We start from the raw sequence: 18,430 nt of genomic DNA on the forward strand, positions 1-18,430 counted from the left end.
GCACAGTGACATCGGCATTAAAGAATAGACTGGTGGGGACAATTATTGTTGTCGCCCTAGCGGTTATCTTTTTACCAGACTTTCTTGATGGCAAAAAGCAAACGAACAGGGAGCCCTTTGTCTCTGTTCCAGCTAATCCGCCTAAAAAGCCCATCGTAGAGCCTGAATCTTTCCCATCAGAGCGGGTAGCGAAAGCTGCGGTTCCGGCTGTAGAGATTGAAGATGAAACAGCGTTAGATGAAGAGCAGGTTGCTTCAAGTACTGGTGACAGCAAAAGTACTGACCAAGCTACTGCTGCTAAGGCGCCAGTGCCAAAAGCATTTGAAGAAGTGGACGAGCTAGCGAGCCAAACGGTTGTTGATACGAAAAGCGCCGCAGATGATGATGCTGGATGGGTTATTCAACTTGGCAGTTTCCGTCACGAGAAAAACGTGAAGGCACTGCTCGCTAAGCTAGAAAAGGCTGGATATCGCGCATTTAGTCGTAAAATTCAAACCAGCTCTGGCCCGCTCAATAAAGTTTTCGTAGGCCCTGATTTAGACAAAAAGAAACTGGAATCGGCACTTCCCCATTTGAAAGAGCTCACGAAACTTAAAGGGAAAGTCACCACATTCAAAGTTGAGTAGGGCGTATTCTTTCTACTTGAACCACGCTTACTGAAAGGAAGTGTCACGGATTGCATTACAGACTAGTAATATTTCTATCTTCTGTTAGAATGCGCGCCATCTCGCCAAAGGCTCGTTGCTTCATCACAAAAAGCAACATCAACGCAATAAAGAGACGATGAACTGGGTAGACTTTTCCATACTGGGTATCATTGCGGTATCTACCTTAATAAGCCTTATTAGAGGGTTTGTTAAAGAAGCCATCTCGTTAGTGGTGTGGTTTGCTGCACTCTTTATTTCAAGTAATTTCTACGCTGACCTTGCCGTTTACTTTACAGCCATTGACGATCCTTACTTGAAAAACGGCGCTGCAATCGCTGCGCTATTTATTACAACGCTCATTCTGGGCGGCATGATCAATTACGTCATAAGCCAATTGGTACAAGCAACGGGGTTGTCTGGCACAGACAGGGCCCTAGGTATAGTTTTTGGTGCTCTGCGTGGCGTGCTGATAGTTAGCGCATTGCTCTTTTTTATGGATACCTTCACCGGCGCCGCTTCCTCAAATTGGTGGCAAGCATCGGTGCTCATTCCAGAGTTTGGTGTCATCATTGAGTGGTTTTTCAGTTATGTGAAAGACTCCTCCAGTTTCTTAAATCCCGCTTGAAATAGGTAACGCACATGTGTGGTATAGTCGGAATAGTTGGTAAAACGCCCGTAGCTCAGTCACTGTACGACGGTCTAACGGTCATTCAACACCGTGGACAGGATGCCGCAGGCATTATGACTATCGACCAAAATATGTTTAATTTGCGTAAGGCAAATGGCTTGGTTCGAGATGTTTTCCATACGCGTCATATGAAAAGGTTATCGGGCAACATGGGTATTGGTCATGTTCGCTATCCGACCGCGGGTACGTCAAGCTCTGCAGAAGCACAGCCATTTTATGTAAACTCACCCTTTGGTATTGCCTTTGCTCACAACGGTAACTTAACTAACGCTCATGAGTTGCAAGAAGAAGTGTTTCGCATAGCACGCCGTCACATTAATACCACTTCAGATTCCGAGCTATTGCTTAACATTCTTGCTCACGAACTACAGCAGGTAGCGGGCTTAAGCGTAAGCGCTGAACACATTTTTGAAGTGGTAACTAAAGTTCATAAGAAAATACGCGGTGCTTATGCTGTAGTTGCAGCCATTATCGGTCAGGGTATTGTGGCTTTTCGTGACCCTCACGGTATTCGTCCGCTTGCGCTTGGTAAGCGTATGAGCGAACTGGGTGAAGAGTGGATGGTAGCCTCTGAAAGCGTTGCACTTGATGCAGTTGGCTTCCAATTTGTTCGCGATGTAATGCCAGGTGAAGCGGTATTCATTACCGAAGAAGGGCAATTGCATACCCGTCAGTGTGCAGAGAATCCGGTAACGTCACCATGTATCTTCGAGTTTGTTTACTTCGCACGCCCCGATAGCTTTATTGATGGCATTTCAGTTTATGCATCACGTGTAAACATGGGCCGTAAGCTAGGCGAAAAAATTAAGCGTGAATGGGCAGATCTTGATATCGACGTAGTTATTCCTATTCCTGAAACGTCGATGGATGTAGCGCTGCAAATTGCGAACACACTTGAACTGCCTTATCGCCAAGGCTTCGTTAAAAACCGCTATATTGGCCGTACTTTTATTATGCCTGGCCAAACCATGCGTAAGAAATCAGTACGTCGTAAGCTAAATGCAATCTCATCTGAGTTCAAAGGTAAGAGTGTATTACTTGTCGATGACTCTATCGTACGCGGGACTACATCAGGCCAAATCATTGAAATGGCCCGTGAGTCGGGTGCGAAGAAAGTGTACTTTGCGTCAGCGGCACCAGAAATTCGCTTCCCGAATGTATACGGTATTGATATGCCTTCGGCTAATGAGTTAATTGCATACGGACGAGAAATCGATCAGATTGCAGAGCTTATTCAAGCAGACGGTCTTATCTTCCAAGACATTTCTGACTTGGTTGAAGCCGTACGCGAAGAGAATGAAACGATTCAGCGCTTTGAAACATCAGTATTTGACGGTAACTATATCACTGCCGATATCAACCAAGAGTATCTTGAGCGCATAGATATGTCACGGGGTGAGGCAGCAAGAAAAGCACCTGTGGTGCAAGCTGAATTGAGTAACCTTGATGTACATAACATTGATGCTGCTGATTAGCATCTTTGGAATACGCTGATAGTTAACCAGAAAAGCCGCTTTAAAGCGGCTTTTCAGTATCCAACTTGTTTCGAACTGGAAACGCTAGTGCACGAACACTGGCCCGCCAGTTAACCCCCACACTAACACCGAACCTGTCATTAGAATTACCAGTAAAACCAGCCCGCATGTGACTACCGAACTTGAGTAAATGAAGCCTTTGTCTTCTGGCATATGCATCAAAATAGGTACGCCCGAATAAAGTAGATAAACCGAGTAGCTAATACCCACTAGCAGCGCCGTCATCACTACCCATAGTTCAGGGTAAAGACCGGCAAAGCCCACCATAAATAATGGTGTTGCAGTATAGGCCGCAAGTTCTAAAGACTGGGTATACGTTGGCGTTGCATCAAACGCTTTAGCCAACTCATGAATTAACACCGCCAGCGCTACAACACCGGCAATTAAGCCAAAATACATGCCGATACCCATCATGATGGCGGTATTTTCACTTAGTCGTATTACGTCTCCTGCGCCAATACTCCACCCAGTATGCGCACTAGAATAATAGGCTACGAGGGAAGGAATAAGTGCAATAAAAGCAATGTGGGTAAGCGCGTAAAAATAGGTTTCGTGTTTAGTATCAATGGTTTGCCATTCTTCTCTTGGGTGAATGTAAATACCAATTAGATGATTCAAAATCATAATGTCCTGCCTTGTTCACCAACGTTATTATTTTAAAAAATATTGTTGCGAGGCAGGGTAAACACACGGACAAACCGTAAAATCAGGAAAACACGAACACGACGCAAGGCGTCAAACACTGCCATTAACAATATGTTTACAATCTGAGTGTGCAGCAGAAAAGCAAAGCCGTCAATATAAATTGATTAATTTATAAACGGATGCAAAGCGTTAACTTAAGCGTGGTGCTCCTGAGTGGAAACGCAATTCGTCATCGTCGCTTTCAATCAATGATCTTTCAACGTCTCCAAAGTGTGCAACGCGCTCTGAAATATCAGTTTTAGCGATTTGCCCAGCCAGCGTTAGGTAGTCTTCAAAGTGTCTGGCCTCAGAGCGCAACAGCGACACATAGAACTTGCCTAAATCTTCGGAAACATACGGCGCAAGTTTGGCAAAACGTTCACAGGAGCGCGCTTCAATGTAGGCACCACAAATGAGCTTGTCGACAAGCTTTTCAGGTTCGTAAGTGCGTACGTGACGTAGCAATCCATTGGCGTAACGGCTTGATGTCACCGATTTATATTCAAAGCCTAACTCGTGCATAATTTCGAGTACTTGATAAAAATGATGAAGCTCTTCTTTAATAAGCATAACCATCTTATCTAACATGTCTTTTTTAAACGGATCTAAACCTTCAACATTAAACACGCTTTTAGACAGGTGCTTAGTATTTAGTGATTGCCAATCGCCCTCATGGCGGTAGGTGAAATCTTCATAGGGCTTCAGCCAGCCCAGCAGTACCTTACTTGTTTCATCATCAGCCACATAGCGACGAAGCAGGTACATAGCCGATTGTGCTGCTTTAAGCTCGCAAATTAAGTGATCGGTAAGGATAACCCGAAGGTTTTCTTCTTTCTGCGCTTCGTCTATCCATGACTGTGGTGTCTCGCAATGTAAAAAATCATTGACGGGTGACAGGAGAGACGTGACTTCAGAGGAAGATATTACAGACATGTTGAAACTCGGTTTTAAGTGCTACGAATTTTCAGTTACATTTGAATTTGTCATACTTTCAACGGTAGTGTCGGCAAGGCAGATGTCTGCGCTGTAGACTGAGGCTATCCAAATTCGATGCTTCTGAACTGAGCGTCAATTTTACTTGATACCCGCAAGCCGTTACAACTTAAAATCGAGGCCATTAAATTACAAAATGAATTACCTTGCCCATCTTTTTTTAGCACGCCCTACTGCAGACTCCCACTTTGGTAATTTACTTGGCGATTTTAGGCGTGGCGTTGATATAAGCACATATGGAAAAGCAGTACAGCTAGGTCTTAAAAACCACTACGAAGTAGATAAGTTTACGGATAGTCACGACAGTGTTTTGGCTGCAAAAAAACTGTTTGATAAAAGCCGCCGGCGTTTTGCGCCCGTGGCACTAGATATCTACTTCGATCACTTGCTGATAAAGCATTGGTCGACGTTCACATCGCAAAGCTTTAACGAATTTCGAGAACAAAGCTTTTCCCTGCTAGAACAGAGGCTGCCCAGTATGCCAAGAGCAATGCAGCATAGCGTAGGGCACATGATCACCCACGATTGGTTTGATGATTATGCCAAAGAAGAGGGCATTGCTAAGGCCATTTCTGTTGTTGCAAAACGAATTCGGTTTGCGAACACTTTTCATAATGCAGTAGACGATATAAGTGCCAATCAAAAGGAAATAGAAAAAGGCTTTCTGGTGTTTTTCCCAGACCTTATTGCGCACATAAAAGACAGGGGCCCTGAAAATATAAATGACGGTTAGCCACGTTAACAGAAACGTATCGAAGAAATTGGTAGTTCTATCGTTGATTGCTAAGCTCAATTATTAACAGCGATATAGTCTCAATATGGTGCAATGAAGGTCTGTTTGGAAAACAGGTTGGCTTGCGCTCAACTAATTAAAAAACCAAAAACTAACGACACACAAAAGAAGAAAAATGAAAAATAATCTTACATCAAATAGAAATACAAGAAGCCTGCTATTTAGTCAGGTTAATTCAAAAAGCAAATCACAGGTAGACCATGTACTAGTGTCTAAGAGATGCCACCGTCTATCAGCATGGCTTACGGCGGTGATGATTGCTTTTGTTAGTTTAACAACCAGTGTTTTAGCTCAAGAAGAGAACTCGGCTTCCCACGCTCGTGCGATTAAAATTGATAGTAGTGTAGTAACAGAGCATGAAACCAAGATTCTGGGGAAACGCGTAAAATACAGCGCGACAACAGGTACTCAGCCGGTTTGGAACAGTAAAGACGAAGCGGTCGCCACTTTATTTTATACGTATTATCAGCGAACCGACGTGAAAGAAAATACTAAGCGCCCGCTTATTATTTCTTTTAACGGAGGCCCGGGCTCTGCATCAGTGTGGATGCATGTAGCTTACACAGGCCCTCGCATTCTTAATATTGACGATGAGGGCTACCCGGTTCAGCCCTATGGTATTCAAACTAACCCTTATTCTATTTTAGATGTTGCTGATATTGTATTTGTTAATCCAGTAAATACGGGGTACAGCCGTGTGCTGCCTAAAGCTGACGGCAGCATGCCATCGCAGGATGAACAGCAGAAAATGTTCTTTGGCGTAAACGCGGATATTAGCTATTTGGCCGACTGGGTGAATACTTTTGTAACACGCAATAATCGTTGGCGTTCGCCTAAGTATCTTATTGGTGAAAGTTACGGTACAACACGGGTTTCAGGCCTAGCATTAGAGCTTCAAAATCGCCAATGGATGTACTTAAACGGCGTTGTACTTGTGTCGCCAACTGACATTGGTATTGAGCGCGACGGGCCAGTAAAAGCTGCAAATCGACTGCCTTACTTTGCTGCGGCGGCGTGGTATCACAATAAACTTGAACCAGAACTGCAAAATAAAGACCTTACTGAACTATTACCCGAAGTCGAAAACTTCACTATCAACACACTTATTCCAGCACTCGCTAAAGGTGGCTTTATTAGTGATACAGAAAAGCGTGATGTACTAAAACAAATGGCACGCTATTCGGGTTTAAGCGAGGCGTCTATTGCGCAAAACAACCTAGATGTAAGCACCGCTTTCTTTTGGAAAGACTTATTGCGAGACGAAGGGAAGACCTTAGGCCGTTTAGATAGTCGCTATTTGGGTATAGACGCTAAGCAAAGTGGCGATCGCCCTGACTATTGGGCTGAACTGACCTCATGGCTTCACTCGTTCACGCCTGCTATTAATTACTATTTGCGTGAAGAGTTAAATTACAAAACCGATATTAAATACAACATGTTTGGAAACGTCCATCCGTGGGATAGAAGCAATAATCAAACGGGCGAGAACTTGCGATTAGCCATGGCGCAAAATCCATATCTAAACGTGATGATTCAAGCTGGCTATTACGACGGTGCCACGAATTACTTCGATGCTAAATATACTATGTGGCAGCTAGATCAAAGTGGCACGCTAAAAGACCGTTTAAGCTTCAAAGGGTATCGCAGCGGACACATGATGTACCTGCGTCGCGATGACTTAAAACAGTCTAACCAAGACCTACGTGAATTCATTAACGCAAGCACACCGAGCAAAGGTGCACCTGCCATGTATCACCGAAAGTAAACAGCTAATCGCAGTGTGTAATCAGCGCACCTGCTTTTTTGAGCTGCGCTAAATATTCAGCGCAGCGCTCTTTTAGCATATCTCTTAATAGCCTAACCGCTGGTGTAATAGACTGGCGGCTTGGGCATATTAGCCAAAGTTGCGTGGGTTTGGGTTGGTAGTCTGGCAACAAGGTCACAAGCCGACCATTTATGATGTCGTCGCAGATATCTAAACTTGATTTAACGGCGACTCCTTTCCCTGCTACAGCCCATCTTCTGACCATTTCACCGTCATTAGCTGTCCTGATGCCCTGCATTTTTATCTTTATTGGTTTATCGTCGTGTACGAATTCCCATTCGTTATACACTTTATCGTGCAGCTGATAAAAAAGCCCGCTGTGTGCTTGTAAGTCATCAAACTCTTCAGGCGCACCGTAGGTGTTGATATAAGATGGAGAAGCAACAAGCAAGCGTGGAACGTCACAGATTTTAAAGCCATAGACGCTGGCATCGTCAGGCGAACCATAACGTAAAGCTAAGTCGATTGGGTCGCGATAGAAGTCGATATTACTGTCATTCAAATTGAGCTTAACGCTTATTTTCTCATGCTCTTCCATAAAATCATCAAGCCAAGGCGCAATGACATTGCGCCCCAAATCAGACGATAAACCTAACCTTAGTTCACCTTCAATAACGCCGGTATCACCTTTCAAGTTCTGCTTGGCGGTTGTCAGCATTGACATTGCTTGCTCACAAGTGGGAAGGAAACGTTCACCTGCAGAAGAAAGCCTAAGCGATCGGGTTGTGCGAACAAACAATTCAGCGCCAAGTGCTTGCTCAACACGTTTAACCGCAGCACTTGCCGTTGCTGTTCGCATATTCAAATGGGTTGCTGCTGCAGTAATGTTTCTAAATTCAGCAACTTTTATTACTACATTCAAGTCATCGAGAAGCATAATATTCAAAAACTATTTGATAATGTTTCTTGTATTGTGATGTTTATCTAAATTTAATCAAGAGTATGATTAACATATTGTCTAAAGGAGGAACGAATCATGAAAGCTATTGGCTATACCCACTCACTTGATATTAATGAGCCTAATGCGTTAATAGACTTGGAAATTGATAAGCCAAGTGCATCGGGTCGTGATCTACTAGTTAAGATAAGCGCCATAGCGGTTAACCCTGTCGACTACAAAATTCGTCAGCGAGTAAATCCAGAGGGTGGCGAACCTAAAATACTTGGCTGGGATGCAGTAGGCGAGGTGGTTGATATTGGCTCGGATGTCACCGAATTTGCAGTTGGTGATAGAGTTTACTATGCCGGCGATTTAACCCGAGCTGGTTCAAACGCAGAGTTTCAGTTGGTCGACGAACGTATTGCCGGTAAAGCGCCTAAGTCATTATCTGACAGCGACGCAGCAGCGCTTCCTCTTACAACGATTACCGCTTATGAGTTGTTGTTCGATCACCTCGAACTGAAACAGCAAAGTGAAAAAAGCGAAGAAGTGGTACTTGTTGTAGGCGCTGCGGGTGGTGTGGGCTCCATAATGTTACAGCTTCTCAAAACGCTAACGGGGGCCACGGTTATTGCTACCGCATCGCGTGAAAGCTCTAAACAGTGGGTGCAGGAATTAGGCGCCGATTACGTGGTCGACCACAGTAAACCCATGGCTGAGCAAATTAAAGGGCTAAACATTGGTGAAGTGACACACGTGGCCAGTTTAAATAATACTCACCAATACATCGATACTTATGTAGAGGTGATGAAACCTAAAGGTAAGCTTGCATTAATTGACGATCCAGAAAGTTTGGATGTAGCAAAGCTTAAACAAAAGAGCCTGTCACTACACTGGGAATTCATGTTTACCCGTTCTATGTTTGAAACTGATGATATGGCAGAACAAAGTCGTCTACTTACTCACGTAGCGGGCCTTATCGATGAGGGTAAAATTAAGACTACTGTAGGCAAACACTTGGGGAAAATTAATGCTGCCAACCTAATAGAGGCGCACAAAACTCTGGAAGAAGGCCGCGCAATTGGCAAATTAGTACTAGAAGCGTTTTAAGATAATGCCAATACCATGGCTCTTACCGAGAGCCATGAGTGTTAGTGTCGAGATAGGGCAAAAGCATTGGCTTCAGCCCTTTTTCTGTCTTTTTATAAGCGCTCTTACGCTCAAAAAGGTTAAAGCTTAACTAATGTTCTGCCCGATAATTCGCCTTTCAAAATAGCATCTATTTTATGGCTAACGTCATCTAGCGACACTTCTTCAGTTAAGTCGTCAAGACATTCTAATTTCCATTCACTGGCTAATTTATCCCAAAGTCTCAATCTAGGCGGCATTGGACATTGTACTGAGTCGATACCTAGCAAAGACACGCCGCGTAAGATAAAAGGAAATACACTTACATTAAGATCGGCAGAAGCAGTCAGCCCACAACATGTTACCGAACCACCATATTGGGTTGCCTTAATAGCCTGCGCTAAATATTCGCCGCCTACGGTATCAACAGCACCCGCGTATTGTTCTTTTAACATAGGGCGCTCTTTACTTTCCAACAGCTCATCGCGAGTTATTACTTTGCTTGCGCCGAGGTTTTTTAAGAATGACTCATGTTCTTTTTTGCCAGTACATGCCACTACAGAAAAGCCAGCTTTGGCAAGCAGTGCAACTGCCACAGACCCAACGCCACCCGTGGCGCCTGTTACCAAGATATCACCTTTATCAGGCGTTATGCCGTGTTCAACTAACCCTTGTACTGACAGCCCAGCTGTAAAGCCAGCAGTGCCAATAACCATAGACTCTCTTAACGTAAGGCCATCTGGCTTAGGTACCGCCCATTCACTAGGTATCCGGATGTACTCGCCAAAGCCGCCTGGGGTATTCATGCCCAAATCATAACCTGTAATGATAACCTCATCGCCTTCTTTAAACCGGCCGTCATCACATGACACCACTGTACCTGCTGCATCTATGCCTGGGGTGTGGGGAAAATTTCTACTAACACCAGGGTTACCTGTTGCAGACAAGGCATCTTTATAGTTGAGTGATGAATAATCTACCTTGATGAGAAGAGTGCCGTCTGGCAAATCATTTAGTGAGCGCTCTGTGATGCCACGAGTGAATGATTTGTCTTCCTGTTTTTCTACAAGTAAAGCCTTAAACGATGTCATACCTGTCTCCGTTGGTCGAAAATTTACGCTACCCATTGTGACGATATATAAACTTTGCGCAAGTATGCACTTTTTAGTAGGGTAGTACCCAAAAAGATACTATTGGACTTTCCCGTAAAAAGCTTTAAAGGCTTAGACGCAAATTATCGCGAGAACGCCAGTTTCGGAGGAAAAATGACAGCAAGTTTAAAATCCATGGACAGTACCGCAGAGAGTGGTACTGCAGGCTCAAAGAGTACAGACCAAAATATCGAGAAAACGGGCGGAACAGTCAGTGAAGCGAAACAATATATTTGTGGTGTCGCGGTGTCGTTAGAAATTATTGGCGGTAAGTGGAAAGGGGTGATTCTTTGGCATCTTTGCCATAAAACTCTTCGCTTTAGTCAATTAAGACGAAGGCTGCAGGGTGTGACGCAGAAAATGCTGACACAGCAACTTAGAGAGTTAGAGCGAGATGGGCTGGTAAATAGAAAAGTGTATGCCGAAGTTCCACCGCGGGTGGAGTACTCGCTAACCGTGTTAGGTCGCACATTAGAGCCAACCCTGCGTCAACTATGCGATTGGGGAAGAGCGTATGACGACGAATATAATTCGTAAGGAACGTCAATCTCATTTACATTAACAAAAAAGCGAGCACTGATAAGAGACACTCTCAATGCTCGCTTTCAACGTTTAAGTGAGAGTGTCTCTCTCGCGGCTTAGGCTAATAACGCGCCTATAGAAAGCGTATTTTCTTCGCCACTGCTAACCGTGTTGATAGTTGCGTCCATTGCAGCGAAATCGACGGTTAACGATGCTGCATCACCTTCATTGCTCCATGACATTACTAAAGTGCTATCCGCATACGTAACGTCAAAAGCTCCGGCAAAGGCTTTGTTTTCGTTTCTAAGCTTGATGAGCTGCATTAAGCCTTTAACTACCGGCTTTTTAACTGCCTCTTCGACCATGGCGGTAGACAAATAAGGGCGGTTAATGTCACGACCTACGTTGGTGTTGGCAAGTAACTCCATATCATTATGGGCCGCAAGTAAGCCGCCGTAATAAACTTGAGGAATACCCGGGCTAAAGAACTGAATAGCACGAGCGACCAAATAGGCGAAATCATCCTTACCTAGTGCATCGTAGTACGTGCAGTTAACCTGATATAAGTCTACGTTATTCGCTGCGGCGCCTGTGGCTTTTTTAGATTCACCGTTAGAGTTCACGTGTATCTGTTCAACAAGCGCGTTGATCGCGTCTGCATTAAGTAAGCCTGGCTTGTCACCACTTGCGCCCACATCGACAATTCCAATACCATCGTGGGTATCAAGCACTGTAAAGCAGTTTCGTGGTGAAATTGAAAGCCAGTATGCCAATGCCTCTGCGTTTTTGGTAAACAAGGTGTGCAGTACAAGTGGCGGTAACGCAAAGTCATAAACACTGTCGCAACGCGCCGCAATATCAATTTGAGTTTGATAATGGCTGTGTATTTCAACCAAACACTGCATACCCATGCCGCGAGCGCGGTTAGAAAGCTCTTCAATAAACTCAAAGGTTTCTTCAAGCATAAAGCAGTTCGAGCCTGCGCGTTTTATGGCGTAGCCTGCTGCGTCAAGGCGTATAAGGTCAACATTACTCTCAGTAAACGACTGAAGAATAGACGATAGATAGTCTTTGCCCAGCTCTGACTCTACATCTATATCGATTTGATTAGAGGTAAAGGTTGTCCAGAACGGTACCGTTTCTGGTTTACCAGTTTCTGTGCCTACTTCATAATCACTAAAAAATGGCGTTGGGCGAGGGCGGAACACTTGTGCTATTTGTTCGTCGATTTGCGCTGGGTCATTACCCTTAAAAATATCTTCTTTAGTTAAAAACAGTGGCCAATAGGTAGATTCGCGCCCGTTTGCTAGCACGTCTTTAAATGCTTCACTTTGCCCTGACATATGGTTAACAATAAGGTCGGCCATAATATCTACAGACTCACCCAGCTTTCTAACGCTGTTCCAATCGCCCAAGCGCTCATCCACTGACGTGTGGTCAATAGGGTCAAAACCTGCGTCTTCACCATCGTAAGGATAGTAGAAAGGAAGGATGTGAACACCGGTGAACAGGCCATTCAATGGACCTTCAAGTAAGCTTGTCAGACTCTCGATGTTGCCATCGCCTAGTCGATCTGCATAGGTGATTAATTGAACGCCATTGCGTATAGACATGATAATTCTCCAAAATTCAGCATGCGCTGGCTCGTACTGCTTTTCGTTTCGCGAGCACACATTACTACAGATTAAGCACTACCAGTCTGATAGGTTCACAATTGACCATGTAACAGGTTTAGCTTAATTCTTAATCTTTTACCGTGGTCTTATTCAATTTGTTTGAGGTACGCGGTAAAGGATGACCTTAATCGATTAAGTAAAATAGCAGTGCATGAGCAGTTTGTAAATGAGAAGTTTCAAAATGAGGCCTGGTAAGAGGCTGTGCTGTTACTTTGTTAACGCACTTTTGCGAAAACTCAACGTACTGAAGGAAGGTTTAAAGTGAAATGGTTCAGCATATAGTGCTTGGGTATATAACAGTTTAAATTTTTTATCGAAAGTTAGTCTCGCGTTCTAACGTGCAATTTTTCCTTGTTGTTTTGCTGTTCAAATTCTCGCTTCGCTTCTTTCCACTTAGCGAGCTTCTCATAGTATACGTCCCAAATACATGGGCAACATGAACCGCCGCCACAACAGTCGTCTCTTAATGGTTTTTCCGGCTCTTCAGGTAGTGACTTCATAACACTTATCCTCGATCTCGTTCCTTGAAAATAACTCAATCTCATATAATACGTCCAAGGTTCAACAACATCCTCTCGCCTAAACGTAATCTTTAAGCACAAGTGATAAAACTTTGACTGTATATCTTACCCCTTACGATACGCCTTTGCAGCTCGAAAGGTTCCAAAGGCGTTCAATCTATTTTCGTTAACAAGCAAAAGCTGACATTAACGCCATAATTTGCAAGATGTTACAGCTTCATACCACCAGATGCCTCAATCCTATGGCCGTTAACCCAATAGCAATCATCACTCAATAGCGCAGCCATAACGCCACCTATATCTTCGGGTTTGCCAACTCGGCCCAAAGCCGTCTGAGAGGCTATAGCATTATTGACTTCGCTGTTATCACGAATATAGCCTCCGCCAAAGTCCGTTTCAACGGCACCCGGTGCAAGAGTATTCACTCTAATATTGCGATTTCCTAGCTCCGCTGCCAAATAGCGAGTCATTACTTCAACAGCACCTTTAGCCATTCCATAGGCGCTGTTTCCGGGTAAGCAAAATCTTGCCAAGCCAGAGGAGATATTCAATATTGCGCCGCCATCTTCAATAATAGGTAACAGTGTCTGGGTTAAAAAATAAGGACCTTTCACATGCATATCAAATAGCGTATCGAACTGTTTAATGCTGGTTGCTTCAAAGGAAGCATTTAGGCCAATGCCGGCGTTATTTATCAGGTAGGTAATAGCCTGCTTTCCAAATTGGCTCTTCAGTACTTGTTTAAGCGTAATCAGAAATTCGGGAAAAGAATAATGCGAGTCAGCAGTGTTAAGGGGCAGGGCACTGGCCTTTCTTCCATAGCTTTGAATTTCTTTAACTACCTCATCTGCCGCTGCTTGATTAGTGTTATACGTGATAACGACATCTACCCCCTCTTTCGCCAGTGCTAATGCGCCAGCGCGCCCAAGACCTCGACTTCCACCTGTTATTAATGCAATCGCCATTGTCATCTCTCTGTCGGTTAATTTGCATACGAGTATATCGACCTAAATTGGTATGAAAAACTTGCCTAAAGCGATAACATTGTTTTTATTTGGTGAACAATAGGGAAGTAATGGACAGGTTCGAAATGCTTACCCGGTTCGTGGAAACTGCGAGATTAGGAAGCTTCAGTGCGGCGGCTGCACTACTCGGTCTGCCTAAATCAAGCATTTCCCAAGCGGTAACAAAGCTCGAAAAGCAGTTGGGCACACGTCTTTTTAACCGAAGTACGCGAAGCGTTTCTCTCACCTCTGATGGAGAAACATTTCTGCCACAAAGTATTGCCTTACTAAGTGAATGGGATGCCCTGCAATCACAATTCATATCGTCACCAGACAATGTGAGTGGCGAGCTTCGTATCGACATGCCTAGTCGATTTGCAACTAATATTCTGCTTCCCTTGTTAGGAGAGTTTATCTCTGCTTACCCGAAAATTACGTTGCGAGTAAGCAGCGTCGATCGCAAAGTTGATCTTATTAAAGAAGGGTTTGATTGTGTCATACGGGTTGGTGCATTAACGGATAGCAATTTGATTGCCCGACGCCTTTTAACTTATCCAATTTTTAACTGTGTAAGCCCTGATTATGCGTCGAAGTGGGGCATACCGCAGTCGCTGGCAGATTTAGGTAATCATAAACTCATTGATTATTCTCACTCGCTAAGCCATAAAACACCAGAGTTTGAATATATGAAAGATGGAAGGCGCCATGCCGTTGAAATGCAAAGCTTACTAAGTGTTAATAGTACTCAAGCCTATTTCACGGCTTGTGTAAGTGGGTTAGGTATCGCGCAAATTCCAAGCGTGGGCGTTGAGTCTGACCTGAAAGAAGGAAAATTAATTCGAGTGCTTCCTAGATACGAAGCGGAGTCGATGCCGGTTAACCTCCTTTATCCCTCTACAAGGCAAATGCCCCTTAGGTTAAAAGTATTTTCTGAGTGGTTAATTGAGAAGCTAGGTCAAAAAAGCCCTGTTAAATAACAGGGCCTAGCTTTTTTAGTTCACTATTTTACTAGTAACCGTTAATCAATAGGTTGGCCGTCCTGTGCTGTATGGCCATTTAGGTTTTCTGGTGCAGCCACAACCGGCTTAGGCTTAACTGCGCCTGCTTTAGCCAAGATATCGCTGTTTCCGGTAACCAAGTCTGCTAACGAGCCTTTATCTGCATCGACTAAACCCACTTCACGCAGCATGGAGTCTACCAGTGGGGCGTTAGCACGGTAATTTAGCGCTGCCTGCGTTACTTGCTCAGCCAAACCGTTGCCTGAGGTTGCAACGGTATGCTCACCTTTTGCACCGCTACCTTGACCGTATCCCTGAAGAATTTTAATACCTTCAATGTTTTCAAGAGGCTTAACCGCTTGCTCAACAAGTTCAGGTAATATCTTAAGCATCGCAAGGGCTTTTTGTAGCTCAATTTGTTCGGTCTTGAGCGTATTCTCAGCTTCGTAAAGGGCTTGTTTACCTTGCGCTTCAACGGCGAGCACTTTCTCGTCCGCGTCGGCTTGCAGCATTTTAGCATCAGCTGCAGCTTTGGCTTCTGTCAGAATTGCGGCAGCAGAGTTTTCAGCCGCCTCTTTCTTGGCCTGTGCTTCAACGGTTATACCTACAGCTTCTCGCTCCGCCTCTTTGCGAGCATCGATAACTTCAATTTGCTTCTTACGCTCAGCTTCTGCTACCGATTTAGCGGTAAGTACTGCTTCTTCTTTTTCCACCTTTTGCTTTTCAGCTTCTGCAGCTTTAGCGCGTGCAGCAGACTCTTCTTCCGACTTGGTAGCAACAGCAATTTGCTTCACTTGCTCTGAAACTTCAACTTCTTGCTGCTGGCGAATGCGCGCTTGCTCTAACGCCTGGCGCTTTGCGATTTCCTGAGTTTCTATTTCACGAGATTTCTCAATTTCTGCCGCCTCGATAGCACGGTTTTTAGCAATTTCAGCCTCGCGCTCTTCACGTTCTTTCATTTCTCGTTGCTTAGCAATTTCAGCTTTTTGCTCTTGGCGTTTAAAAGCAAGTACCTGCTCTTGTGCAAGGCGAGCTTCTTCTTCATCGCGTTTTACGTCTAACGATTGTTTCTCGGCAGCTAGGTTACGCTGCTCAATGAAAATACGGTTTTCTTGCTGAATGTCGTTCGTTTCTTTGCGCTTTTCTTCAATGATTTTAGTCAATCGAGCACGGCCTTCAGCATCGAATGCATTGTTTTCATTGAAAAACTGAAGGTCTGTCTGATCGAAGCCAGTTAAACTTACCGATTCAAGTTCTAAACCATTCTTCTCAAGGTCGTTAGCTACACTCTGCTGAACTTTTTGTACAAAATCAGCGCGCTGCTCGTGCATTTCCGTCATGCTCATTTCAGCAGCTACGGCACGTAGCACGTCAACAAACTTTGACTCCATTAATTTTTTAACTTCTTCAGCGCGTGTTGTGCGAGTACCTAGCGTTTGCGCGGCCATTGAAATGCCGTTGGCATTCGGCGCTACACGCAAATAGAAGTCGGCTTTTACGTCTACACGCATGCGGTCTTTAGTGATTAGCGCGTCTTTCTGTATTTTCTCTACTTCGATACGAAGGGTATTCATGTTCACAGGAATAATTTCGTGAACAACAGGCAGAACCAAAGCGCCGCCGTCCTTAATGACTTTCTCGCCGCCTAGACCGGTTCTTACGAACGCAGTTTCTTTAGTAGCGCGGGTGTATAGTTTGGCAAAAATAAGGCCAATAACGATAAGCCCTACAACAATAGCACCGGCAATAAAGAGTATTGACGGCAAGCTAGATGGTTGAATTGTATCCATACTTTTATCTCTTTTAAGTTATAAGTAGCGGGTTGCTAACCAGCTGTGTTGGTTTTTCTGAACTAAAATGACGCGCTCTCCCTGTGCGAACAATTCTTCATCTTCGAATGGTTCAACTAACACAAAATGAGGCTGAGAATAATGGTCGGTAAATTTTGCTTCGGCAGGATTTCCACGGCTTGCTTTACCAATCGTGATTTCCGCCACGGAGCCGATAAAATCTTCGCTATTGATTGCACTGGACTCGACGCTTGGTAATACACCGGCGATAATTTTTACGGTTTTGGCAGTAACGAGTAGCCCAACAATGAAGGCGAGAGGAACAGAGATAGCCGCAGGCAAAGTAATTTTAAATATGCTGGCTGTTAAGCCGTTTAGCATCAGGCCTGCAAGCCCAAATAAAGTAAGCAATACAACTAGGTATATAAGGAAGGGAACTTTATTTATATTTAGCCAGTTTGCTAACGACGTACTTAAAAAGCCTTCGCCATCTACTTCAGCAAAATCGTCGCCAAGCCCCAAAAAGCTCGTACCGAAAATGGTACTTATTAGTTCTAATATGAAAACAAAGAATACGGCTATAAGCGCAATGCTAAACCAGAAATTTGCAGGGGAAAGAAGAACATCTGTCATTTACACCGTCCATGATGACTAACTTGCTTTTATTCTTTATACCACAGAACAAAAATTAAGCCAGCGCGTAACGCATGTACTTTGGGCTAGTTTGTAACAAAAACTTTTTACGATGCCTAAATGGCTGAGCTGCAGACACAGCCATTTAGAGAGCGATTTTATACGTTTAGTGTGCGTGACCCTCACCGATGCTGTGACCGTGCTCATCGTAGTAGCCACTGGCACCAGCTTCAATAAAGCCTTGAGTAACCATTTTGGTTAAAAACGGATCAGTGTGGTCATCCCCAATATCTGCATAGTCAGTACTTTGATAGTCTTGTCTTTTTGCAAAGAAGTCTCTCGTGTTCACATCGAAATCTACGTTTGTAAGCTCCCAATCTCTTACATACCCATTTCTATCAACGCTAAAAGATCTGACTAATTTTAAGTGAGGAATCCATGTGAGCTTGAAGTGCCCTTGTTCGTTGTCTAGTGAATAGTGTTCAACGGCATTGCATCCTTTTCCGTCTTTTTTATCCAAGCTCATGGCATCAATGAGTTTGTCACTAATGAGTTGGTAGCGGTATGAAAAGTCCGTCTCTTTTTTTCCGTGAATGGTTTCACCTGGCTGGTATTCGATAGCGCGCTCATGAGCATCGAAAAAGCGAGTAGGTTTTATAAATTTGTTTCTAACAAGTGTCCATGACTCAGTAATATTGGTGGCAGGGTATTCATGTGCGACTTTATTGCCGTTTCGCCACAAATGTAGTGATGTAGTTTGTAAAGTTTTAGATGGGCTAGTCACGCTTATTTCATATTTAGCGAACAGACTGGTGCTGTCTTCTTTACACGTCTGCTCATTAGATACGTTTACTACAGACGAAGTTTCAGCCACTTGAGCTAAACTAAACGTACTCGCACTTGTAAAAAGAATAAGCGCAAATGCATTAAATAATTTCATTCATTTATCCTACCGAAAATGA

At 44.0% G+C, this 18,430-nt stretch carries 18 protein-coding genes; 8 read left to right on the top strand and 10 right to left on the bottom strand.

What is annotated here, in order from left to right; genetic code table 11:
* Positions 1–5: 5 nt before the first annotated feature.
* The 3 genes from ACYX4N_RS09210 (at position 6) to purF (ending at position 2,810) form a co-directional block, all read left to right on the top strand.
* Positions 6–626 (top strand): SPOR domain-containing protein, encoded by a 621-nt coding sequence (locus tag ACYX4N_RS09210; RefSeq protein ID WP_476056341.1) that lies wholly within the window; start codon positions 6–8, stop codon positions 624–626.
* 157 nt (positions 627–783) lie between these two features.
* Positions 784–1,272 (top strand): CvpA family protein, encoded by a 489-nt coding sequence (locus tag ACYX4N_RS09215; RefSeq protein WP_179983818.1) that lies wholly within the window; start codon positions 784–786, stop codon positions 1,270–1,272.
* A 14-nt stretch (positions 1,273–1,286) separates the two neighbouring features.
* Positions 1,287–2,810, top strand: a complete 1,524-nt coding sequence (gene purF, locus ACYX4N_RS09220) for an amidophosphoribosyltransferase (RefSeq protein WP_474857062.1) — start codon at positions 1,287–1,289, stop codon at positions 2,808–2,810.
* 84 nt (positions 2,811–2,894) lie between these two features.
* Here purF and ACYX4N_RS09225 read toward each other — a convergent pair whose 3' ends face one another.
* Positions 2,895–3,494 carry a Yip1 family protein gene (locus tag ACYX4N_RS09225; RefSeq protein WP_476056342.1) on the bottom strand — a complete coding sequence of 200 codons (600 nt, stop codon included), beginning with the start codon at positions 3,492–3,494 and terminating at the stop codon, positions 2,895–2,897.
* Positions 3,495–3,704: 210 nt separating this feature from the next.
* Positions 3,705–4,487 carry a tRNA isopentenyl-2-thiomethyl-A-37 hydroxylase MiaE gene (gene miaE / locus ACYX4N_RS09230; RefSeq protein ID WP_476056343.1) on the bottom strand — a complete coding sequence of 261 codons (783 nt, stop codon included), beginning with the start codon at positions 4,485–4,487 and terminating at the stop codon, positions 3,705–3,707.
* A gap of 196 nt (positions 4,488–4,683) precedes the next feature.
* Here miaE and ACYX4N_RS09235 point away from each other — a divergent pair, with 196 nt between their 5' ends.
* Together ACYX4N_RS09235 and ACYX4N_RS09240 are read left to right on the top strand one after the other, a co-directional pair.
* Positions 4,684–5,280, top strand: a complete 597-nt coding sequence (locus ACYX4N_RS09235) for an acyl carrier protein phosphodiesterase (RefSeq protein WP_476056344.1) — start codon at positions 4,684–4,686, stop codon at positions 5,278–5,280.
* Positions 5,281–5,593: 313 nt separating this feature from the next.
* Complete coding sequence (locus ACYX4N_RS09240) at positions 5,594–7,105, top strand: S10 family peptidase (RefSeq protein WP_476056431.1); 1,512 nt, start codon at positions 5,594–5,596, stop codon at positions 7,103–7,105.
* 4 nt (positions 7,106–7,109) lie between these two features.
* On the opposite strand, the gene ACYX4N_RS09245 is transcribed toward ACYX4N_RS09240, so the two are convergent.
* Entirely contained in the window at positions 7,110–8,042 is a 933-nt protein-coding gene (locus ACYX4N_RS09245) for a LysR family transcriptional regulator (protein WP_476056432.1), read from the bottom strand.
* A 99-nt stretch (positions 8,043–8,141) separates the two neighbouring features.
* Between ACYX4N_RS09245 and ACYX4N_RS09250 the strand changes: the two genes are divergently transcribed.
* The gene (locus ACYX4N_RS09250) at positions 8,142–9,155 is read left to right on the top strand and encodes a zinc-binding alcohol dehydrogenase family protein (RefSeq protein ID WP_474857058.1); all 1,014 of its coding nucleotides are present in this window, start codon (positions 8,142–8,144) and stop codon (positions 9,153–9,155) included.
* Positions 9,156–9,274: 119 nt separating this feature from the next.
* Here ACYX4N_RS09250 and ACYX4N_RS09255 read toward each other — a convergent pair whose 3' ends face one another.
* Positions 9,275–10,264, bottom strand: coding sequence for a YhdH/YhfP family quinone oxidoreductase (locus tag ACYX4N_RS09255; RefSeq protein ID WP_476056345.1), 990 nt, complete (start codon positions 10,262–10,264; stop codon positions 9,275–9,277).
* Positions 10,265–10,438: 174 nt separating this feature from the next.
* On the opposite strand from ACYX4N_RS09255, the gene ACYX4N_RS09260 reads away from it, so the two are divergent.
* Positions 10,439–10,861, top strand: coding sequence for a winged helix-turn-helix transcriptional regulator (locus tag ACYX4N_RS09260; protein ID WP_476056346.1), 423 nt, complete (start codon positions 10,439–10,441; stop codon positions 10,859–10,861).
* Between the two features lie 101 nt (positions 10,862–10,962).
* Here ACYX4N_RS09260 and gtfA read toward each other — a convergent pair whose 3' ends face one another.
* The 3 genes from gtfA to ACYX4N_RS09275 form a co-directional block, all read right to left on the bottom strand.
* Positions 10,963–12,459 (bottom strand): sucrose phosphorylase, encoded by a 1,497-nt coding sequence (gtfA, locus tag ACYX4N_RS09265; RefSeq protein WP_476056347.1) that lies wholly within the window; start codon positions 12,457–12,459, stop codon positions 10,963–10,965.
* Positions 12,460–12,842: 383 nt separating this feature from the next.
* On the bottom strand, positions 12,843–13,022 hold the full coding sequence (locus ACYX4N_RS09270; protein WP_020743842.1) for an oxidoreductase-like domain-containing protein: 180 nt from the start codon (positions 13,020–13,022) through the stop codon (positions 12,843–12,845).
* 230 nt (positions 13,023–13,252) lie between these two features.
* Positions 13,253–14,008, bottom strand: a complete 756-nt coding sequence (locus ACYX4N_RS09275; protein ID WP_476056348.1) for an SDR family NAD(P)-dependent oxidoreductase — start codon at positions 14,006–14,008, stop codon at positions 13,253–13,255.
* Positions 14,009–14,118: 110 nt separating this feature from the next.
* Between ACYX4N_RS09275 and ACYX4N_RS09280 the strand changes: the two genes are divergently transcribed.
* Entirely contained in the window at positions 14,119–15,024 is a 906-nt protein-coding gene (locus ACYX4N_RS09280; RefSeq protein WP_476056349.1) for a LysR family transcriptional regulator, read from the top strand.
* 41 nt (positions 15,025–15,065) lie between these two features.
* Here ACYX4N_RS09280 and ACYX4N_RS09285 read toward each other — a convergent pair whose 3' ends face one another.
* From ACYX4N_RS09285 to ACYX4N_RS09295, 3 genes are all read right to left on the bottom strand, one after another.
* The gene (locus ACYX4N_RS09285; RefSeq protein WP_474857053.1) at positions 15,066–16,835 is read right to left on the bottom strand and encodes a flotillin family protein; all 1,770 of its coding nucleotides are present in this window, start codon (positions 16,833–16,835) and stop codon (positions 15,066–15,068) included.
* An 18-nt stretch (positions 16,836–16,853) separates the two neighbouring features.
* A complete protein-coding gene (locus ACYX4N_RS09290) occupies positions 16,854–17,468 on the bottom strand; it encodes an OB-fold-containig protein (protein ID WP_476056350.1) in 615 nt (204 codons plus the stop codon).
* A 166-nt stretch (positions 17,469–17,634) separates the two neighbouring features.
* The gene (locus ACYX4N_RS09295; RefSeq protein WP_476056351.1) at positions 17,635–18,408 is read right to left on the bottom strand and encodes a hypothetical protein; all 774 of its coding nucleotides are present in this window, start codon (positions 18,406–18,408) and stop codon (positions 17,635–17,637) included.
* Between the last annotated feature and the right edge of the window lie 22 nt (positions 18,409–18,430).

The sequence above is a fragment of the Alteromonas sp. ABH4_452 genome, from assembly GCF_056311825.1.